Consider the following 17,878-nt stretch of genomic DNA (forward strand, 5'->3'; position numbering starts at 1 on the left):
TAAGGAGGTTGGCAGGTAATGGCCCTGCATACGCAGCGGGCCCGAAAAGCTTTGGGCGGCCGGACCGTGGGCAGCACCGGTACCCCCGCAAGTTGCTCGTCAACAATCTACTATCAACCGCCGGGCGCATATTTTTTTCCACACCGTTGCGTGGCCAGCCCGGATTCAGAAGATCATGCAAACAGGTCGGTGTTTGAAAGTGGGAGCAACCAAATCAGCTAGCCCGGCTGCGGGCCACCTTGGCCTACGCAAGCACTCCCCTATATTTAAAAACACGCATACGTATGGCGCAAGCTGGACCGTTAGAGCAGCGTACTGTCTCTGCCACCATGCGCTGCTTCTTATTGCTGCTCTGGCCCCTGCTGTTCGGGGGACCCGAACCCACCGACGCCACGTTTCGCCTCGCGCAGCAGCGCTACCCGCGGGTGCGGGCCGCTTACGCCGGCCGTTGGCCCGCGCTGCAGGCCGAGCTGCGTCGCCGTGGCCTCGAGCCCACCCAGCTGGAATTGTACCTGCGGGCCTTTAAAATCGGGCAGCGCGTGGAGGTGTGGGCGCGCAACCGCGGGCAGGGCCGCTACCAGCAGCTGCGCCGCTACGCGCTGGCCGGCACCTCGGGGCGGCTGGGCCCCAAGCGCCGCGCCGGCGACGGGCAGGTGCCCGAGGGTTGCTACCGCATCGACCGCTACAACCCCAACAGCCTTTACCACCTTTCGCTCGGCCTCGACTACCCCAACGCCACCGACCGCGCCCGCGGCGAAGCCGACCCGGGCGGCGACATCTTCATCCACGGCTCCAACGTGACCATCGGCTGCCTGCCCATCACCGATACCTGCATCGCGGAGCTGTACGTGCTGGCCGTGGAGGCCCGCGCCGCCGGGCAGGCCGAGGTGCCGGTGCACGTCTTTCCCTTCGAGCTGAACGCCACCGATCTGGCAGCCCGCTGGGCTAGCCCGCACCACGATTTCTGGGCCACCCTGGCCCCGGTGTACCAGTACTTCGAGGCGCACCGCACGCTGCCGCCCACCGATCCGACGGGTGCGTACGTGGTGCGCTGAGCAGCGGACGGCGCTATTGCGCCCGCTCCAGCGCGGCCAGGTCGCGGGCGCAGATGGCGGGCAGGTTGCGGGTGATTTTGGCGGCGTCCCAATCCCACCAAGCCAGTTGTTCCAAACGAGCCACGGTATCGGCGTCGAAGCGCATGCGTACCACGGCAGCGGGGTTGCCGGCCACCACGGCAAACGCCGGCACGTCTTTGGTGACCACGCTGCGGGTGGCAATGATGGCGCCGTTGCCCACCGTGACGCCCGGCATCACCAGGGCTTCGTAGCCGATCCACACATCGTGGCCGATGGTCGTGTCGCCTTTGTGGGGCCAGCTGGCCGCGTCGAAGGCTGTTTCCCAGCCGTGGCCGAATATGGGAAAGGGGTAGGTGCTCAGCAAATCGGTGCGGTGGTTGCCCCCGTTCATCACAAACTTCACCCCCGAGGCCAGCATGCAAAACCGGCCGATGCGCAGCCGATCTGTGCTGAAGGGAAAATGGTAGAGCACGTTGCGCAGGAAGTTGCGCGGATCGTCGAAGTCGTCGTAGTAAGTATAGTCCCCCACTTCGATGCGCGGGTCGTCGACGATGTTTTTCAGAAACACCAGGCGCGTCTGGCCCGGCAGCGGGTGCACCAGCTCGGGGTCCGGACCGTGTGCCTTGGATATATTGCCCATTCGTTCGCCGTCAAGAAGTGTACACCTTTATTTCCTGCGCAAGCTAGTGAACAAACCCCTGCTCGTGGCGCGCTACGCGCACACCAACCTCACGGCCGAAGATTGGGAAGCCCTGGCCGAATTTTACCAGCGGGTATTCGGCTGCGAGCCGCTGCTGCCCCACCGCGACTACCACGATGCCGCGCTGGCCACCGAGCCAGCTTCGCGGCGGCGCGGGGTGCACCTGCGCCTGCCCGGCTACGGCGAAGGCGGCCCCACGCTGGAAATATTTGGCTACGACCCGCTCACCAACCGGGCCCGCACCGCTCCCAGCCGGCCCGGCTTCGGTCACATCGCCTTTGAAGTGCCCGACGTGGCCGAGGCCCGCGCCGTGGTGCTGGCCGCAGGCGGCACGGCGCTGGGCGACGTCGCCACGCAGGTGACGCCGCTGGGCCGCCGCGTCACCTGGGCCTACGTCACCGACCCCGAGTGCAACATCATCGAGCTGCAGGCGTGGTCGGCATGATGCCCCCCGACGAAACAGCCGCTCCTGCCCCGCGGCCACAGCTGCGCGCGGCGGCCGTACTGGTGCCCGTGTACCGCGACGACGCCGGCGAGCTGCGCCTGGTGTTGCTGTTGCGCAGCAACTTCGGCGTACACGGCGGGCAGCTGGCCTTTCCCGGCGGCAAGCAGGATCCGGAAGACGCCTCCCTGCTCGACACGGCCCTGCGCGAGGCCGAAGAAGAGGTATACCTGCCCCGCGCAGCCGTGCAGGTGCTGGCCGAACTGCCGGTTATCAGCACCATCACCACGGGCTACCGCGTCGCGCCGTTTCTGGGGCGCATCACGCGGCCGGCGGTGTGGCGCTGGCTGGAGCGCGAGGTGGTGGAGGTACTGGAAGTGCGCGTGGCCGACTTACTCGATCCGGCCCGGCACTTTACCGAGGAGTGGCAGCTGGACGGCTGGCCGCGGCCCGCGCCGGTGTCGTTTATTCGCCTCGGCGAGCATAAGCTCTGGGGTCTGAGCTACCGCATCGTGCGCGGGCTGCTGCCGCGCCTGCAAGCGGGTGAATGGGCCATTTAGATTACCAGCAGAACCATGCACACACTCCCGGAACTCAAGTACCAAGTGGAAGCGCTGGCCGCGCGCATCAGGGCCCCGGCGTGGCTGCTGCCCACCTACGGCTTCAGCGAAGACGGCGCCCGGCCGCACCTGGAGGCCGACGGTCACGGACTGCACTACGTGGTGGTGGAGCGCGGCCAGGAGCAGGAACGACGCACGACAACCGATGCCGACGAGCTGCTGTACTGGGTATTCCAGAGCGTGACGTTCAGCATGGCCTGCGACTACGAGGTGCGCCACCGGGTGCCGGGGCAGGATTTCCGCCGGCTCCTGTTTCAGGAGCAGCTGCGCTTGCTCGCTGCGCTCAGCCCGGCCTGGGCCACGCGCTGCGCCGCCCGCCTGAAACGCACCCTGCGGAGCGCTCCGTATGACGACTCCCTTGGCTAACGTGCCGGGGTGGCTGCACCTTATTTTGGCACGGTCTTGCGTTCAAGACCTCAACGGCCGCCTTTCGCATTTCCCGGCGGCGTCACTTTTTACGCTTATGCGCACTCGATTCTCCTTTTTGCTGGCTCTGTTGCTGACCGGTGCCGGCCTGGCTCAGGCCCAGCAGCAGGCTTCGCTGTGGTACTTCGGCCAGGAGGCCGGCCTTGATTTCCGCCAGGGTGCCCCCACCCCGCTGCTCGACGGCAAGCTGGCCACCTACGAAGGCTCCAGCGTGGCCACCACCTCGCGCGGACAGCTGCTGTTTTATACCAACGGCGTGAACGTGTGGAACCGCCAGCACCAGATCATGCCCAACGGCAAGGGCCTGGCGGGCAGCAAGTCCAGCTCCCAAAGCGCTCTGGTCATTCCCGACCCGGGCAGCGGCAACGTGTTTTACATCTTCACCACCGCCGCCGAAGGCAGCCAGGTGGGCATGCGCTACTCCACCGTGGACATGACCGCCGCCGACGGCATGGGCGACGTGAAACGCCACAACGGCCTGCTTATCTCGCCGGTGGCCGAAAAGCTGGCCGCTGTGCGCCACCAGAACGGCCGCGACATCTGGGTGGTGGGCCACCGCTGGAACTCCAGTGCCTTCGTGAGCTACCTTGTCACGCCCGACGGGGTGCAGACCAAACCCATCCTGAGCAACGTGGGCAGCGTGCACGCCGGGCCGGGCCGCAATGCCATCGGCTGCATGAAATTCTCGCCCGACGGCCGAAAGCTGGCGGTAGCTATCTGGCGCGAAGCCAACAAGGTGGAGGTATTTGACTTCGACAACACCACCGGCCTGGTGAAGAGCCCGAAATCGTACGGGCCCTTTGAAGAAGCCTACGGCGTGGAATTCTCCCCCGACGGCTCGAAGCTGTACGCCACCAGCAACGGCAACGGCGGCGGCAACGCCCAAGTGTGGCAGGTGGACCTGAAAACCGGCGCCAAGACGGCCGTAGGCAACTCCGCCAACCGCAAAATCGGCTCCTTGCAGCTCGGCCCCGACGGCCGCATCTACGTGGCCCGCGAAGACAACCCCTTTCTGGGCATCATCGAAAACCCGAACGCCGCCGGCATGGCTGCCAAATACACCGACGACGGCATCAAGCTCGGCGGACGGCGCAGCAAATTGGGTCTACCCATCTTCATCCAGAGCTATTTTAAATAAACCAACTAATCATATTAGCATTTGGCTAAAAAAGCATATTCTTGTTGACACCAGCCAACTGCAGCCATGAAAAAGGTCATCGGTATCGGAGGAATTTTCTTTAAGAGCCAGAACCCCGATCAACTCCGGGAATGGTACGCCCAGAAATTAGGCTTCGAAAACAGCCCCTACGGAACCGTTTTTCAGTGGCGCAAGAACGACGGGGAGGAACAAGCGGGCATGACCGTCTGGAACCCGTTTCCCGCTGATACCACTTATTTCGCCCCCTCTACCAAGGAATTCATGATGAACTACATCGTGGATGACCTGGAGGCGCTGGTGGCTCAGCTCAAACAGGAAGGCGTGACGGTGCTCGACGACATTGCCACTTACGACTACGGCAAATTCGTCCACATCCTCGACCCAGAAGGCAACAGCCTCGAACTCTGGGAACCGATCAGCCCATCATCCTGAGGCACAGCCGAAGTACCTCCTTCGCCCCCTGCACTGCTGCCTAAGTAAAGGCGCCAACGCTCGTTGATTGCAGGTAAAACCAAAAGCGCAGCCACCACCGGTTTTAGGTTATGGCTGCGCTTTTTTGGTTGGTGCAGGGTTGCAGGAAAGCTTTTCCGTCGTCAGGATGACGGGCTGCTTTCTGCTTACTCCACCACGTTCTTTTCTACTCTACTTCTGCTCCCCGAACTTGAAGCGCAGGAAGCCGGCGGCCACCGAGGCGTACGGGTGCTCGGAGGTGAACAGGCCCACCATGTCGCGGGTGCTGATGCCGGCTTCGTAGTGCTTGGTGGCCAGCGTAATGCCCAGCGGCAGGCTGAAGCCGTAGCCGGCCCCGGTGCTCAGGCCGCTGCTCAGGCGCAGCCAGTGCACGGGCTTGAAGTCGACGCCGGCCCCGATGAAGGGTTTGGGCAGGTTGCCGGCAGCCTCATTCAGCGGCACGGTCACGTCGAGGCCGGTTTCGAAGTACTCGCTGATGCGGAAGCCCACGCCGCCGCGCAGCTTGGTAGGCAGATCCTCCTTGCGGCTGGCGCTGGGCTGGTACTGAAAGATGCTATCGGTGCCGGCGGCCACCAGCTGCGCGGCTTCCTTGAAGAAGTTGTAAGTGCCCACGCCCGTTGAGTTCAGCTGTTTCAGCTTCTGGTCGTTGGCCGTGAGCAGGTTACCCTCCCAGGTCATGCTGCCCACGTCGGTTAGCGCGAGGCCGATGCGCAGCGCCTTGCCAGCTTCGATGGCCACGCCCAGATCGAAGCCGTTGCCCTTGCCCACCGGGCGCAGGCCCGAGCCGCCGTTGCGGTAGTTAAACTGCGGGTTGCGGGCCAGGTCGCCGTAGTTGATGTCGAACAGCGGCGAAACGGCCCCGAAGGCGTTGAGCTTGCCGCCCTCGGCCCGGATATCGACCACGCCCACGCCCTCGATGTAGCGGTAGGCCACCCCGGCCGACAATTGGAACAGGTCATTGTCGAGGATGCGGCGGCCGAAGGCGACGTTGAACTCGTTGAGCCAGCTCATTTGCATGCGCGTGCCCTCCAGGGCCGTCGACACCAGCGGGGCCGTGCGCCGGTCGTAGTTCTGGTAAATGGGCGCGTTGCGGCCCAGGAACAGAATTTCGGCCATGTTCTTGTTCAGCCCGATGTGGCTCACGATGCGCTGCTGGTTGCTGACGGCCAGCGTGCCCAGCCCCAGAATGGAGGCCGAAGCGCCGAACGTGAGGATGTCCGCGTTCAGGTTCAGCGCGTCGTCGGAGGTGAATGCGCGGGCCAGTTCCTGCTTTTCGGCGGCCGAGAGGTTGTCATCGACGCGGCGGATGAAGCGGTTCATCTGCTCGCGCGTGAGCGACTGGGAGCCAAGGCCCACCCCGTACTGCAGCAGGCCGAAGGCCACTTTGGGGCTGCCGATGCGGGCCAGATTGGCCGGGTTGATGCCGATGGCCTGGTAGTCGCTGACGAAGGTATTGGCCACGCCCCCGCGGCCGGTAGAGCCAAAGTTGCTCAGCTCGTTTTGGGCGCGCAGGCCGAGCGGCGCCAGCGCGAGGCCGCTCAGGGCCAGGCCGGTCAGTAGTCGTTTCATCACCGAAATAGTTGAGGGACGGAAGGGGGCGCCGAATAATGTGCCGGGCGGCCCGGGCGCAACGCCGGGGCAAGTAGCTACATTTAAGCCGCCGAAACAACGCCGCCGCGCCACGAATCGAGGGGTGCTCCTGCCAACTGGCACCCAGCCCTGCCTCCACCCCGGCGCTGCCGAACCTTCGCCTCCCCCCTGCCGTGCCCAAACGACTCACCGCCGCCCAGTACATTGACGGCCTGCTGGCCCACGACCGACTCGTGCTCAGCCGTGCCATCACCCTTGTCGAAAGCGCGCTGCCCGCCGATCAGCAGCTGGCCCAGCAGGTGCTCGGGGCGGTGCTGCCCCACACCGGCCGCTCGGTGCGCGTGGGCATCACGGGCGTGCCGGGCGTAGGCAAAAGCACCTTCATCGAGGCCCTGGGCATGCACCTGGTGGCCGAGCAGGGCCACCGCCTAGCCGTGCTGGCCGTGGACCCCACCTCGCAGCGCAGCGGCGGCAGCATCCTGGGCGACAAAACGCGCATGAACCAGTTGGCCGCGCACCCGCATGCCTTTATCCGGCCCTCGCCGGCCGGCCGCTCCTTGGGCGGCGTGGCCCGCGCCACCCGCGAGGCGCTGCTGCTGTGCGAGGCCGCCGGCTTCGACGTCATCTTCGTGGAAACCGTGGGCGTGGGCCAGAGCGAAACGGCGGTGCACGGCATGGTCGATTTCTTTCTGCTGCTGATGCTGGCCGGCGCCGGCGACGAGCTGCAGGGCGTGAAGCGCGGCATCATGGAAATGGCCGACGCGGTGGTCATCACCAAGGCCGACGGGGGCAACGAGCTGGCCGCCAAGCGGGCCCGGCGCGAGTACCAGTCGGCGCTGCAGCTGTTTCCGCACGCGGCGTCGGGCTGGGCGCCGGTGGCCCGCACCTGCTCGGCCGTAACGGGCGAAGGTGTGCCGGGGGTGTGGGAGGAAATCGGCCGCTACCTGGAGCTGACGCGGGGCAACGGCTTTTTCGGGCAGCGCCGGCAGGAGCAGAACCTGCAATGGCTGCACCAGAGCATCCGGGAAGCTCTGGAGGAACGGTTTTATGCCCGCCCGGAAGTAGCCAGCCGCCTCTCCGAGGTGCAGCAGCGGGTGATGAGCGGGCAGCAATCGGCTTTCGCGGCGGCCACGGAGCTGCTGGGGCTGTGAAGTCCCTGAGCCCCACCGCAGGCCCAGCAGTGCGGTCCGCCCGTTTGGCTTCGGGCCGGCAGTCGGCCTACAGCTCCGAGTACTCGATGAACGTGGACGCCTGCGGAAGGCCGCTGGGCTGCCGCGGGGTGCTGGCATCGACCTGAATGGTACGGCGCACCTGTTCGCCCACCAGAACCTCAACTTTGAGCACGGCACCCGCCGGAACCGGTCCGGACGCGTTGCGCAGCTCTGCCGTTACTTCCAGCCGCTGATTTTCAGCCGGGGTAATCTTGCGGGTTTGCGGCGTGCCGGTGACGTCCGAGGCGGCAAAAATGGGGTTGTGCTGGCCGCTGGCTGCATCGTAGCTGAATGCCAGCACGTAAGGCGCCAGATTATCGACTTGCGTGCCGGAAAAGCGCAAGCTGACGTCAGGTTTGGTATCGGCCTTCTTGCACGCGCCGAGCAGGGCGCAGCAGATCATCAGTAAAGCAGCAACGTATTTCATCGGCTGGGATAAAAGCCCGACAAATTACTACTGCGGCCGAAGCGGGTCAACTCGTTGCGGCCCTGGCCCCACGGCTTACCGGGGCTGTAGCAGGTCCCATTTGTTGCCGTAGCAGTCGGCAAACACGACCACCGAGCCGTAGCTCTCGTGCCGGGGCTCCTCCAGAAACTGCACGCCGCGTGCCGCGTAGCGGGCATAGTCGCCGGCAAAGTCGTCGGTGTTCAGAAACAGCCACACGCGCCCGCCGCCCTGCCGCCCGATCAGGGCGCGTTGCTCGTCGGTAGCGGCCTGGGCCAGCAGCAATGGGGTAGCATCCGGCGCCGACGGTGCCACCAGCACCCAGCGTTTGCCCGCGCCGCGGTCGGTGTCTTCCACCAGCCGAAAGCCGAGCACGCCCACGTAGTAGGCCAGCGCCTCGTCGTAATCCCGGACCAGAATGCTTATCGCGCCAATTCGTTGAGCCATACCCAAAGGTAGTTACCCGCGGCGGGGTCGCACGGCCAGGTAATCGAGGTAGTAGAGGATCTTGACGGACAGGGAATTGTTGTGCGGCGTGTTGATGGTGTTGGCCAGGTTATCGAAGTACAGCGGCGTGGCCTGGTTGCCGGGGCGGTCGGCGAAGTTGGCGCTGTTGGCGTTTTTCCACACCACGCTGATCTGCGAGCCGGGCGCAAACCACCAGGAGTACACCGCGTCCACGTTGAAGGCATTGTAGGTGTTGTCGCGGTTGCGGCGGAAGTCCACGATTTCCTCCTCGCCCTCGGGCCGCAGGCGGATAAACTCGCGGTAGTTCACCGTGCTGGTGTAGTGCCGCACCCGGATGGTAAACGACATGCGGTTGTTGAAGGTGTAAGCCCCGTTCAGGGTGTTGACCACCGTCACCACGCGGCGCCGGCCCAGCAGCGGGTCGCCCGCCTCGCGCATGTCCCGCACGAAGCTGCCACCCACGGTATCGGCGGCCTGCAGCCGGCCCGCGTAGCCGATCTGGTTCTGGCTCAGATTCCAGTCGAGGGCGTAGCGGAAGTTCAGGCGGTTGTTCACGCGGTAACGCGGCGAGAAGCCCATGCTGATGTCCGAACGGCGTGGGCGCGGCAGCCGGTCGTCCTCGCCATACGGCACCAGGGTGGCATTCACGTCCAGTGCCACCTTCTTGCGGTAGTCGGAAGAAATGTAGCCCCCCAACAGCGCGTTGGCCGGTTTCTTGACAAAATAGCGCCCTAAGGGGTAACGGCGAGGCTCGAAATAATCCCGCGTAACGGGGTAGAGCTCGAAGTTGAAGCCTGCGCTTAGGAAGCTTTTGGTGAACGTGGTGTTCGCGCCACCATACAAATTCATGACCTGGTAGCGCGTCGGCGAATACAACAGCGAGTGGTACGTCCCCAGATAGGTGGAGAGGTTATTCACTTTCCAGAAGGGATTAAATTTGTTGTATCGCACCTGTAGCTCCTGCGCGATTTTGTTGTTACCGAACAGAATACCCAGGTCGTTGGGATTGTAGCGGTCCGACTCAATACCGTGGCTCAGGTTCCAGGTAAAGGCGCCGCTGATCTTGCCCACGCCCACCTGGTACTTGTAGCCGTCGCGGTCATCAATCAGCTCCTCGGAGCCGAACGCGGTGCCGCGGCGGCGCGAATACACCACGCGGCCGTCCACGGCGTAGGAGTTCTTCTTGTTGGCGAAGCGAAACAGGCCGCCCGTCACGTTCGCGTCGTAGGTGCGGCCCCAGCGCGTCACGTTCGTGTTGATGAGCGACACGTACGAGTTGTTCTTCAGCGACTGGTCGAGCACCGCGATGCTGTAATTCGAGAACGGCTGCGTGAGCACGTCGCGCCGGGCGCCCGTAGCGCTGTCCTGCAGGGTAGCGTACACGTTGTTGCTCAGGGCGTTGAACACCCCTACCCCCAGGCCGTTTTTCGTGCGCCCCGATATCTTGGTCGCGTTCAGCAGCTGCGTCACGCCGGGGTTCTGTACCACGTACTCGCCCCCGATGCGCCGGCCGTCCTCCCGGCTGTAGTAGCCCGCACGCAGCTGCCTTTCCACGTCGTTGTAGCCGATGGGCTGCGCGCCCACGCGGCGGGAGTAAAACAGGCCGCCCTTGTTGAACAGCTCGGTGCCCTCGGTAAAGAACTGCCGGTTTTCGGCAAACTGCACCTCGAAGGGCGAAAGGTTCAGCACCTGGTTGTCGCTCTGCACCTGCCCGAAGTCGGGCACCAGGGTCGCGTCCAGGGTGAAGCTCTCGTTGATGCCCCACTTCACGTCGGCGCCGCCGTTGAAGGAAGTCGTGCGCTGCTCGCCGACTTTGCGCTGCGGGTCGTGGTTCACGTAGCCCGATACGTAGGGCGTCAGCGAGAGGCGCAGCGGCGGTTTCACGTCGCGCACGCCTTCCAGCGTGCCCCACTGGTTCACGAAGCCGTCGATGGCGGGCTTCACCTCGTTCCAGAAGAAAGCCTGGTTGTCGCGCTTACGCTGGCGCATGAAGTTCAGGCCCCAGCGCTGCACGGACTGGTTGCTGAAACGAATGGCCGAGTACGGAATGCGCATCTCGGCTATCCAGTCGGTGCCTTTCACCGCGGTGCGCGAGTCCCACACGGCGTTCCAGTTGAAGTCCTCGCCGCCGGCGGGCGAATAGCGACAGTCCATCTGCACGCCGCCCGTCGTCACGAAGAAGCCGTAGCCGTTGAGCTTGTCGTGGTAGGTATCGAGGAAGAGGCCGATAAAATCGGTGTTGCCGAAGTTGTCGCGCGGCGTCAGCTCGCGCAGGATGGAATCCTGGCTCACGTCGTGCATTATCGCCCCGATGTAGAGGTTGGCGTCGTCGTAGAGCACCCGCACTTCGGTGGGGTGCTTCTCGTGGGGGCCCGGGTTGGGCCGGTTCTGGATGAAATCGGTGGCAACGGGTGCCTGCTGCCACGCGGCTTCGTCGAGCTGCCCGTCCAGCTTGATGCCGCCCGTGATGCGCACTGCCTGCAGCTGCTTTTTGGGTGCCAGTGTGGTGGAGCCCCCTGCGGAGGGCGCATCCGTGGCTTGGGCTTGCGCCCGCCAGGCTAACGGTAACCACAACAGCAAGAATAAGAGCGTACGAATCAGCATGGAATAAGGGGAGACGGGGAGCGGTGCGGGGAAGTGCGCGATAGATGTAAGCGGCAAGGCAAGCGTTGCTTTGGCTCCCCAGAATTTATATTGTCCTGCACAGAACCCGGAAATATACTACCTGAACAAACACACTGCGGGCCGGCCGAGAGCTTGTCCCGGCCGGCCCGCAGTGGTACCCAGGCTTTAGTCGGCGTTGATGGTGATGTTCATGTTGACTTTCTCACCTTTGTCGCCGCCCATCAGCTTGCGGTATTTGTCGGCCGTGGCGGCGGGCTGTTTCTTGCCGTTCACCAGCATTTCGCTGCCGTTCAGGCGGAACTGGTAGCTCCGCTCCTCCGGCCCGATCAACCCGTCCTGGCGCAGCTGCTCGGTCAGGTTCACCCCGTTTACGCTGGTGCTGCTGCCCGAGAAGCGGGGCGCCCGCGGCGCCCGGGGGGGGCGGGGAGCCCGCGGCGCGGCACCGACCGGCGGCACGGGCGGCACCGGAGCCACCGCCCCTACTGGCGGCACGGGCGGTACCGGCGGCACGGGGGCCCACCGGTCGGAGCTGGAGTTGCTGGTGTAGATGCGGTTCACGTTGCTGCCGTTGACGCTCAGCATCACCGAGCCCGACTCGCCGATGGTGCGGCCGGTGCCCTCTTCGTACATCTTGCGGTACTTGCTGGCCACGGCTTCCGGCTGCTTTTGCCCGTTTACCACCAGGTCGCGGGCGGTCAGCGTCAGTTGAAACACCGAGCGGTCCTTGATCAGCCCATCCTTCTGCATTTCACTGATCATCGCGTCCTCGGTGCGGCGGGTGCGCTCGGCCCGTTCCCGGTCCCGCTCGGCCCGCTCCCGGTCGCGCTCGGCGCGCAGCCGGTCGCGTTCGGCCCGGGCCTCGTCGCGCAGGCGGTTCTGCTCCTCGCGCTGCTCGGCTTCGCGCTCGTGCAGTTCGTCGCGCTGCTCGCGCACCCGTTCCAGGGCCGCCTCGATCTTTTCACGCTCTTGCTCGGTCAGGGCCCGGTCCTGGCTAGCGGCGCGTAGCGACTTTTCGGCCGAAGCCAGCGCGTCGCGGTGCGTCTGGTGCCAATTGCTGCCCGCGCTCAGGCCGTGCAGCCGGTCCAGCTGGCCCAGGCTCAGCTCCAGCGCCTTCATCTGCGCGCGCAGTTCGGCTTCGTTGAAGGCCTGGCCCGCACGGTAGTTGAACTTGTAGTCGCCGGGGCCTACGTAGGTGTACGTCGTGCCCGGCACCTGCACGACCTGGGTGCGGCTGCTGCCTTTGTCCTTGCCGCCGCGCTGCTCGGTGGCGCCAGCTTCCACGCGCTGGCCGTTCACGTACATATCCGTGACGCGGCCCTTCCGGTCTTTTTCAATAATCACGGTACCCGGCTGCCCGCGGCGACCGGCGCCGTCGACCACCACCACCTGCTGGCTGCTGCCTTTGGTTTTGCGCTTGCGCTTGGGCTCGTCTTCGTCGGCGGGGGCGGCGGGGGTCAGTTCCGGCCGCAATGATACCTCCCAGGCCTCTGGCACCCGGGGCTCCTCGTCGCACACGGCTTCGGGCACAGGCACGGCGGCCACGCCGATGAAGGGGCGCAACACGGTAGCGCGTAGCAGGCGCGGGGCCTCGGCGAAGCGCGGGTTGGCCAGGGCGGCAGCGGCGGTGAAGGAGAGCAACAGCAGCCCGACCATTACCACGCAGGCGGCCATAAAGCCTTCTGTGAATGTGGGGGCGGTGCGGCCCTGCACCAGGCGGCGTACGCGGCCCAGCAAGGAGCCTTTCGGGCCCACGGCCGCCATGGTCAGGCGCGGAGCCACGGCGCGCTCCAGGCCCAGCTCGGCCAGGGCGGCCAGAGCGCGGGCCAGCACCAGCGGGTCGCCGCAGAGCGAAGCGGCCACGTCGTCGCAGCAGTTTTCGCGCTCCGTGCGCAGCGTGGCCGTCAGAAACCACACGGCCGGGTGGTAGAACAGCAGGATTTCCGCCACCGACTGCAGCAGGTTGATCAGGTAGTCGCGGCGTACCACGTGGGCCAGCTCGTGGGCCAGGATGGCTTCGAGCTGCAGGGCCGAGAGGCCGGCCACGGCGCCCAGCGGCAGCAGAATCATGGGCCGCAGGTGGCCCACCACCACCGGCACGCGCACCAGGGACGACTCCAGCAGCTGCACCGGCTTGTGCAGGCCGACGCGCTCGGCGAGGTGGTTGAGGCGATTTTGCCAGAGCAGGCCCAGCGGGCGGGTGCCGTAGTGGCGCAGGCGCTGCACGTAGGCCAGCCCGCCGAGCAGGCGCAGGGTCATGGTCAGCAGGCCCAGAAACCAGAGCGTGACGAGCAAGGGCAGGTGCTGCTCCAGGTACCGGAGCACGGCTTTGGCGCTCAGCGGCCCCTCAGCGGCCACGGCCACCGGCGCGGCGGCCTCGGCGGCGCTGAAGGTCGTGTACGAGGCCGCGGCATCCGGCGCGGCATTCAGCGGCAGCGCCGACCAGTAGTAGCGCAGAAACGTGACGCCCGCCAGCAACAGCACGAGGCCGAGGGCGCCGGCCGTAACGCGGTAGCGCACTTGCGCCGAGTGCCGGCGCAGGACCAGCATCAGCCCCGCCAGGGCCAGCGCCACGACGGCCCCCTGCCACAGGGAATGCAGAATGGTGTAGCCGACGGCGCGAACCAGCGCGGGCGTCAGCAGGGTCTCAAGCCAGTTCATCGGGGGCGTCGGTTGAGGATGGTTTGTGTTGGTCGTCGATGTTGTCGAGCAGGTCGCGGATCTGATCCAGCTCTTCGCGGGTGGTGCGGCGGTTGCCCAGGGCCTGCTGCACGAGCTTGAGGGCCGAGCCGCCGAAGGCCGCCTCCAGCAGCCGGTCGATCAGCTGCCCCTGGGTTTCCTGCTCGCGCAGGGCCGGGCGGTACACGTGGGTGCGGCTGGAGTCGTCGCGCACCACGATGCCCTTTTCGTGCATCAGCTGCAACAACTTCAGCGTGGTGGTGTAGCCCACGTCGCGGCGCTTGCTCAACTCGTCGTTGACGAAGCGCACCGTGCTGGGGCCTTGTTGCCACAGCACTTGCAGGATTTCCAGCTCCGATTCCGTCGGGCGCGGTATGTTCTTGTTGGTCATTGCCGGATACTTACGAATGTCTTCGTAGCAAACATATACGAAACACGTCGTAGATGTCAAGTTTTTGCTACGAAATATTTCGTCTAAGCTCAAAACAGACGCTGCCGGCCTCCAATGGCTGCGTCAATATTGAAAATAACCAACCGCTGCTAATAAACTAATGATCAACAACAAACAACTCAATAAGCCGCTCTAAGAACGCCACCGGGCGCGCCACGATGAACATGACGCGCCCGGTAAGAGCAAGGTGGCGAAGGCCGCGTTACATGGCTGGCTGGGGCCGCTTGCGCTTCAGCGTGACGCGGGCCCGCTGGCAAATGCCGCCGACGGGGGGGTTGAACTTGGATACGCTCACCTCCACCCAGCGCACATGGCCGAACTCGTGCAGAATCCGGTCGATGATGCGGTGGGCCAGGTGCTCCAGCAGCCGGGCGGGCGCCTGCATTTCCTCGGTCACCACCCGGTACAGGAGCTCGTAGTTCACCGTCTCGGAGAGGTGGTCGGTGCTGCCGGCGCGGTACAGGTTGGTGCGCACGCGCAGGTCCACGCCGTATTTGTTGCCGATTTTCTGCTCCTCGTCGTAGTAGCCGTGAAACGCAAAAAACTCCAGTCCTTCCAGTGCAATCTGGCCCATGCGGGAAATGGTGAGGTGGTGAAACGGTAAGCCGGGCGACGCTTTGGCCGCGCCCGGCTGATTAACAACGAAGCCCACCCCGGGAGGCAGGCTTCGGCGGTGCTGACTCGCCCGGCGAATTAAATTTCGTCGAAGAAAGATTTCTCTGCCTCCGCCGTAGCCGGCACGGTGGCAAAACCGGGGTGCGGCGTGGGCTGCGGCGCTATTTCGGGCGAAGGCGGCCCCACCGGCTGAATGTCCGGCTGCGTGGGCTCGATGCGCGGCTCCACGGGGTTGGGCACGTGCGCGGGCTCGGGCTGGTGAATGCGGCCGGGCTCGGCCACGCCGGGGTTTTCGTAAGGCTCCCGGGGGCTGATTTCGGGGTGGGAAGGCGAACCGGGCTGGGGCTGCTTGCCGGGCTGCGGGCCAATGGGCCGGCTGCTGGGCTCGAAGCCAATGGACCCAGCGCCCGAAGCGGGTGCCGTGGCAGGGATATGGGCAGCAGAAGCAGCGGAAGGAGCAGGCACGTACATGGGGGTATCGGTTGCGGGCGAGGCGGGTTCCTCACGGGTAACCTTTACGCTGGCGGCCTTGGAAAGGATGGCCTCGACGGTACCGCGCGGCCGCTGCTGGGCCTGCTCCACTTTCTGCTGCACGCCGGCCGTGAGCTGCTGCAGGTCGCGCACGAGGCCGTCGTACACGCCTTCCAGCCGCAAGTGTTCCTTGCCGAGCACCTGCACTTCACCCTGCATGTCGGCAATGGCTTTTTCGGCCTGCTTGTAGGCCTCTTCCACCACGGTGCGGGCCTTCTGCCGGGCCTCCGAGAGCAGCTGCTCCGCCTCGATCTGGGCCTCACGCAGCTTCAGCTCGGCCGACTTCTGGGCCTGGTCCACGATGCTAGTGCTCGTATCTTCGGCCGTTTTGAGGGTGCGGTACAGCGACGTTTCCACCTCGCGCATGCGCTGCACGTCCTGCTGAGCCTGCTCCAACTGCCGGCGCAGCTCGCGGTTTTCGTCGGTCATTCGCTCCCATTGCTGCGAGAGGGTGAGCAAGAAACCGTCTACTTCGTCTTTGTCGACGCCGCGGAAGGCGCGCTCAAAGGTCTTCTGCCGGATATCGAGAGCGGTGATTTTCATAGGGTTCAGGGGAAGCTGGTAGCCAGGGGGAGGAAGCCGGAGCGGCAGGCAGGCGTACAGGCCCGCTCACGGTTGGCTTCGCTCGCCTGGCTCCTCCAAAATTTGCCATACGGCCAGGCTGCGGTCGTCGCTACACGAAACTAGCCGATTCTGCCGCCCCGACCAAAACAGCCGGTTCACCGAGGTGCCGTGCCCGGCGTGCCGCGCCCGGTCGACCACGCGCAGCAGGCGGCCCGAAGCCGCGTCCCACAGCTTGATGCTTTTGTCCATGCTGCAGGTGGCCAGCTGCTGCCCATCGGGGCTGAAGGTGAGGTGGTTGATGGTAAACAGGTGCGCCACCACCGTGAACACCTCCGCGTAGCCCTGCAGGGCATCGTACACCCGCAGGTGGGCGTCGCGGCCGGCGCTGTAGAGGCGGCCATCGGGGCTGTAAGCGGCGGTGAACACGGAGTTGGTAGCGTCCGTGAGCGTATGCTTTACCTGCAGAGAATCCGCGTCGAGCACGCGCAGGCGGTGGTCGGAGCCGCCCACGGCCAGCTCGCCGCGTTCTTCGTGCAGGCTCAGGCAGCGCAGGCTCTTGTCGCTGAGGCGCAGCAGCTTCTCCACCCCGAAATCGGTGGTGCGCAGCACGGCCAGCGTGCCGTCGCCGAGGGCCACGTACAGGCGCTGCCGCGGCTCGGAATACGCCAGATCGAAGATGGCCGCGGGCGGCAGGGCGGTGGCGTGCCGCAGGGCTTTGTCGCGCAGATCGATGACCTGCACGCCCTGGTAATTGTGGCCCAAGATGAGCAGCTGCCGGGCGGGCTCGTAGTGCAACGCGTACACCGAGTTTTCGACGCGGGCCACCAGCTGCCCGTCCTCGGTGGGCTCATCCACGTTCCAGGCTACCACCAGCCCGTCGGCGCCGGCGGAGAAGAACGTCGCTTCGGCGGGGTGGCCGGCCAGGGCGTACACGCAGTCGCGGTGCCCGGTCAGGGCGGCCAGTTTCTGCACTTGCGGGCGGGGCGCTACGTTCATCGACACGGGGGTAAGCGGGGCCGCGCTTCCGGGCCGCGGCGGCGCGAAAGTACGGCCCGCGGCCGGCCCGTGCGCCCGTGGCTGCTAAATTCGCTTCCTGCAACCCCGCTCCACCCCTCCTGCCGTGCCGCTTCACCGCCTTACTGCGCTGCCCACCGCCGCCCCGGCCCTGCTGGGCCTCTGGCACCTAACTGAGCCCGCCGAGGAACTACTCGCTCAGCTGCCCGCGGCGGCCCAGTACGCGGCCCTGCTGCCCACGGGCCGCGACCCGCAGCGCCCGCGGCAGTGGCTGGCCGGCCGCGCCCTGGCCCACGCCCTGCTGCGCGAACTGACGCCGACGCCGGCCCTGATCCGCAACGACGCGGCCACCGGGCAGCCGCTCATCCCCGGTCTGCCCGATTTCGGCGTGTCGCTCTCGCACTCCGGCGAGTGGGTGGCGGCGCTGCTCACCCCGCGCGGGCGCGTTGGCATAGATGTTGAACAAGTGCGGCCCAAAGCCCGGCAACTGGCATTCAAGTTTCTATCCGAAAGCGAGTTGCTGGACGCCGGCCCCGATGATGTAAAACACAGCCTTTACTGGAGCGCCAAGGAAACGCTTTACAAGCTCCACAGCCGCCGCCGGCTGCTGTTCAAGGAGCACATTCAGCTGGAGCCTTTCGCGTTGCACCCGGCGGGCGCGCTTACCGGCCACCTGCGGCCCCCCGACGAAGCTCCTTCCCGCCACCAGCTCGGCTACGAGCAGCTACCTTCCGGCTGCGTACTCACCTGGACTCTCTCCCCCGACTCTTCCTGCTGATCTTCAGCCCCACAAT

General features: G+C 65.6%; 18 protein-coding genes. 8 read left to right on the forward strand and 10 right to left on the reverse strand.

Going from position 1 to position 17,878, the window contains the following annotated elements:
* Window positions 1-329: 329 nt before the first annotated feature.
* Window positions 330-1,055, forward strand: a complete 726-nt coding sequence (locus tag ACYVKQ_RS14650) for a L,D-transpeptidase family protein (protein WP_460676101.1) — start codon at window positions 330-332, stop codon at window positions 1,053-1,055.
* A 13-nt stretch (window positions 1,056-1,068) separates the two neighbouring features.
* Here the strand turns inward: ACYVKQ_RS14650 and ACYVKQ_RS14655 are convergent, their stop codons facing one another.
* A complete protein-coding gene (locus ACYVKQ_RS14655; protein WP_460676102.1) occupies window positions 1,069-1,716 on the reverse strand; it encodes a CatB-related O-acetyltransferase in 648 nt (215 codons plus the stop codon).
* 46 nt (window positions 1,717-1,762) lie between these two features.
* Between ACYVKQ_RS14655 and ACYVKQ_RS14660 the strand changes: the two genes are divergently transcribed.
* From ACYVKQ_RS14660 to ACYVKQ_RS14680, 5 genes are all read left to right on the forward strand, one after another.
* On the forward strand, window positions 1,763-2,221 hold the full coding sequence (locus ACYVKQ_RS14660) for a VOC family protein (protein WP_460676103.1): 459 nt from the start codon (window positions 1,763-1,765) through the stop codon (window positions 2,219-2,221).
* Entirely contained in the window at window positions 2,218-2,778 is a 561-nt protein-coding gene (locus ACYVKQ_RS14665) for an NUDIX hydrolase (protein WP_460676104.1), read from the forward strand. Before ACYVKQ_RS14660 ends, ACYVKQ_RS14665 begins: the two co-directional genes overlap by 4 nt.
* Before the next feature lie 15 nt (window positions 2,779-2,793).
* Window positions 2,794-3,204 (forward strand): Imm63 family immunity protein, encoded by a 411-nt coding sequence (locus ACYVKQ_RS14670; protein ID WP_460676105.1) that lies wholly within the window; start codon window positions 2,794-2,796, stop codon window positions 3,202-3,204.
* A gap of 97 nt (window positions 3,205-3,301) precedes the next feature.
* Window positions 3,302-4,402, forward strand: coding sequence for a hypothetical protein (locus ACYVKQ_RS14675; protein ID WP_460676106.1), 1,101 nt, complete (start codon window positions 3,302-3,304; stop codon window positions 4,400-4,402).
* Window positions 4,403-4,468: 66 nt separating this feature from the next.
* Window positions 4,469-4,855 carry a VOC family protein gene (locus tag ACYVKQ_RS14680; RefSeq protein ID WP_460676107.1) on the forward strand — a complete coding sequence of 129 codons (387 nt, stop codon included), beginning with the start codon at window positions 4,469-4,471 and terminating at the stop codon, window positions 4,853-4,855.
* Window positions 4,856-5,065: 210 nt separating this feature from the next.
* Here ACYVKQ_RS14680 and ACYVKQ_RS14685 read toward each other — a convergent pair whose 3' ends face one another.
* On the reverse strand, window positions 5,066-6,463 hold the full coding sequence (locus tag ACYVKQ_RS14685; protein ID WP_460676108.1) for a DUF5723 family protein: 1,398 nt from the start codon (window positions 6,461-6,463) through the stop codon (window positions 5,066-5,068).
* 194 nt (window positions 6,464-6,657) lie between these two features.
* Here ACYVKQ_RS14685 and meaB point away from each other — a divergent pair, with 194 nt between their 5' ends.
* The gene (gene meaB, locus ACYVKQ_RS14690; RefSeq protein ID WP_460676109.1) at window positions 6,658-7,635 is read left to right on the forward strand and encodes a methylmalonyl Co-A mutase-associated GTPase MeaB; all 978 of its coding nucleotides are present in this window, start codon (window positions 6,658-6,660) and stop codon (window positions 7,633-7,635) included.
* A 67-nt stretch (window positions 7,636-7,702) separates the two neighbouring features.
* On the opposite strand, the gene ACYVKQ_RS14695 is transcribed toward meaB, so the two are convergent.
* The 8 genes from ACYVKQ_RS14695 to ACYVKQ_RS14730 form a co-directional block, all read right to left on the reverse strand.
* Window positions 7,703-8,122 carry a hypothetical protein gene (locus tag ACYVKQ_RS14695; RefSeq protein WP_460676110.1) on the reverse strand — a complete coding sequence of 140 codons (420 nt, stop codon included), beginning with the start codon at window positions 8,120-8,122 and terminating at the stop codon, window positions 7,703-7,705.
* Between the two features lie 75 nt (window positions 8,123-8,197).
* Window positions 8,198-8,587, reverse strand: coding sequence for a VOC family protein (locus tag ACYVKQ_RS14700; RefSeq protein ID WP_460676111.1), 390 nt, complete (start codon window positions 8,585-8,587; stop codon window positions 8,198-8,200).
* 12 nt (window positions 8,588-8,599) lie between these two features.
* On the reverse strand, window positions 8,600-11,182 hold the full coding sequence (locus tag ACYVKQ_RS14705; RefSeq protein WP_460676112.1) for a DUF5916 domain-containing protein: 2,583 nt from the start codon (window positions 11,180-11,182) through the stop codon (window positions 8,600-8,602).
* A 216-nt stretch (window positions 11,183-11,398) separates the two neighbouring features.
* Window positions 11,399-13,891, reverse strand: a complete 2,493-nt coding sequence (locus ACYVKQ_RS14710) for a M56 family metallopeptidase (protein WP_460676113.1) — start codon at window positions 13,889-13,891, stop codon at window positions 11,399-11,401.
* Window positions 13,878-14,300, reverse strand: coding sequence for a BlaI/MecI/CopY family transcriptional regulator (locus ACYVKQ_RS14715; RefSeq protein ID WP_460676114.1), 423 nt, complete (start codon window positions 14,298-14,300; stop codon window positions 13,878-13,880). Before ACYVKQ_RS14715 ends, ACYVKQ_RS14710 begins: the two co-directional genes overlap by 14 nt.
* A gap of 262 nt (window positions 14,301-14,562) precedes the next feature.
* A complete protein-coding gene (gene folB, locus ACYVKQ_RS14720; protein ID WP_460676115.1) occupies window positions 14,563-14,934 on the reverse strand; it encodes a dihydroneopterin aldolase in 372 nt (123 codons plus the stop codon).
* A 119-nt stretch (window positions 14,935-15,053) separates the two neighbouring features.
* Window positions 15,054-16,049, reverse strand: coding sequence for a DivIVA domain-containing protein (locus ACYVKQ_RS14725; protein ID WP_460676116.1), 996 nt, complete (start codon window positions 16,047-16,049; stop codon window positions 15,054-15,056).
* 66 nt (window positions 16,050-16,115) lie between these two features.
* Window positions 16,116-17,066 carry a WD40 repeat domain-containing protein gene (locus tag ACYVKQ_RS14730; protein WP_460676117.1) on the reverse strand — a complete coding sequence of 317 codons (951 nt, stop codon included), beginning with the start codon at window positions 17,064-17,066 and terminating at the stop codon, window positions 16,116-16,118.
* Between the two features lie 124 nt (window positions 17,067-17,190).
* Between ACYVKQ_RS14730 and ACYVKQ_RS14735 the strand changes: the two genes are divergently transcribed.
* Window positions 17,191-17,862, forward strand: a complete 672-nt coding sequence (locus ACYVKQ_RS14735) for a 4'-phosphopantetheinyl transferase family protein (RefSeq protein ID WP_460676118.1) — start codon at window positions 17,191-17,193, stop codon at window positions 17,860-17,862.
* Window positions 17,863-17,878 lie beyond the last annotated feature (16 nt).

Source organism: Hymenobacter coalescens (assembly GCF_054783195.1).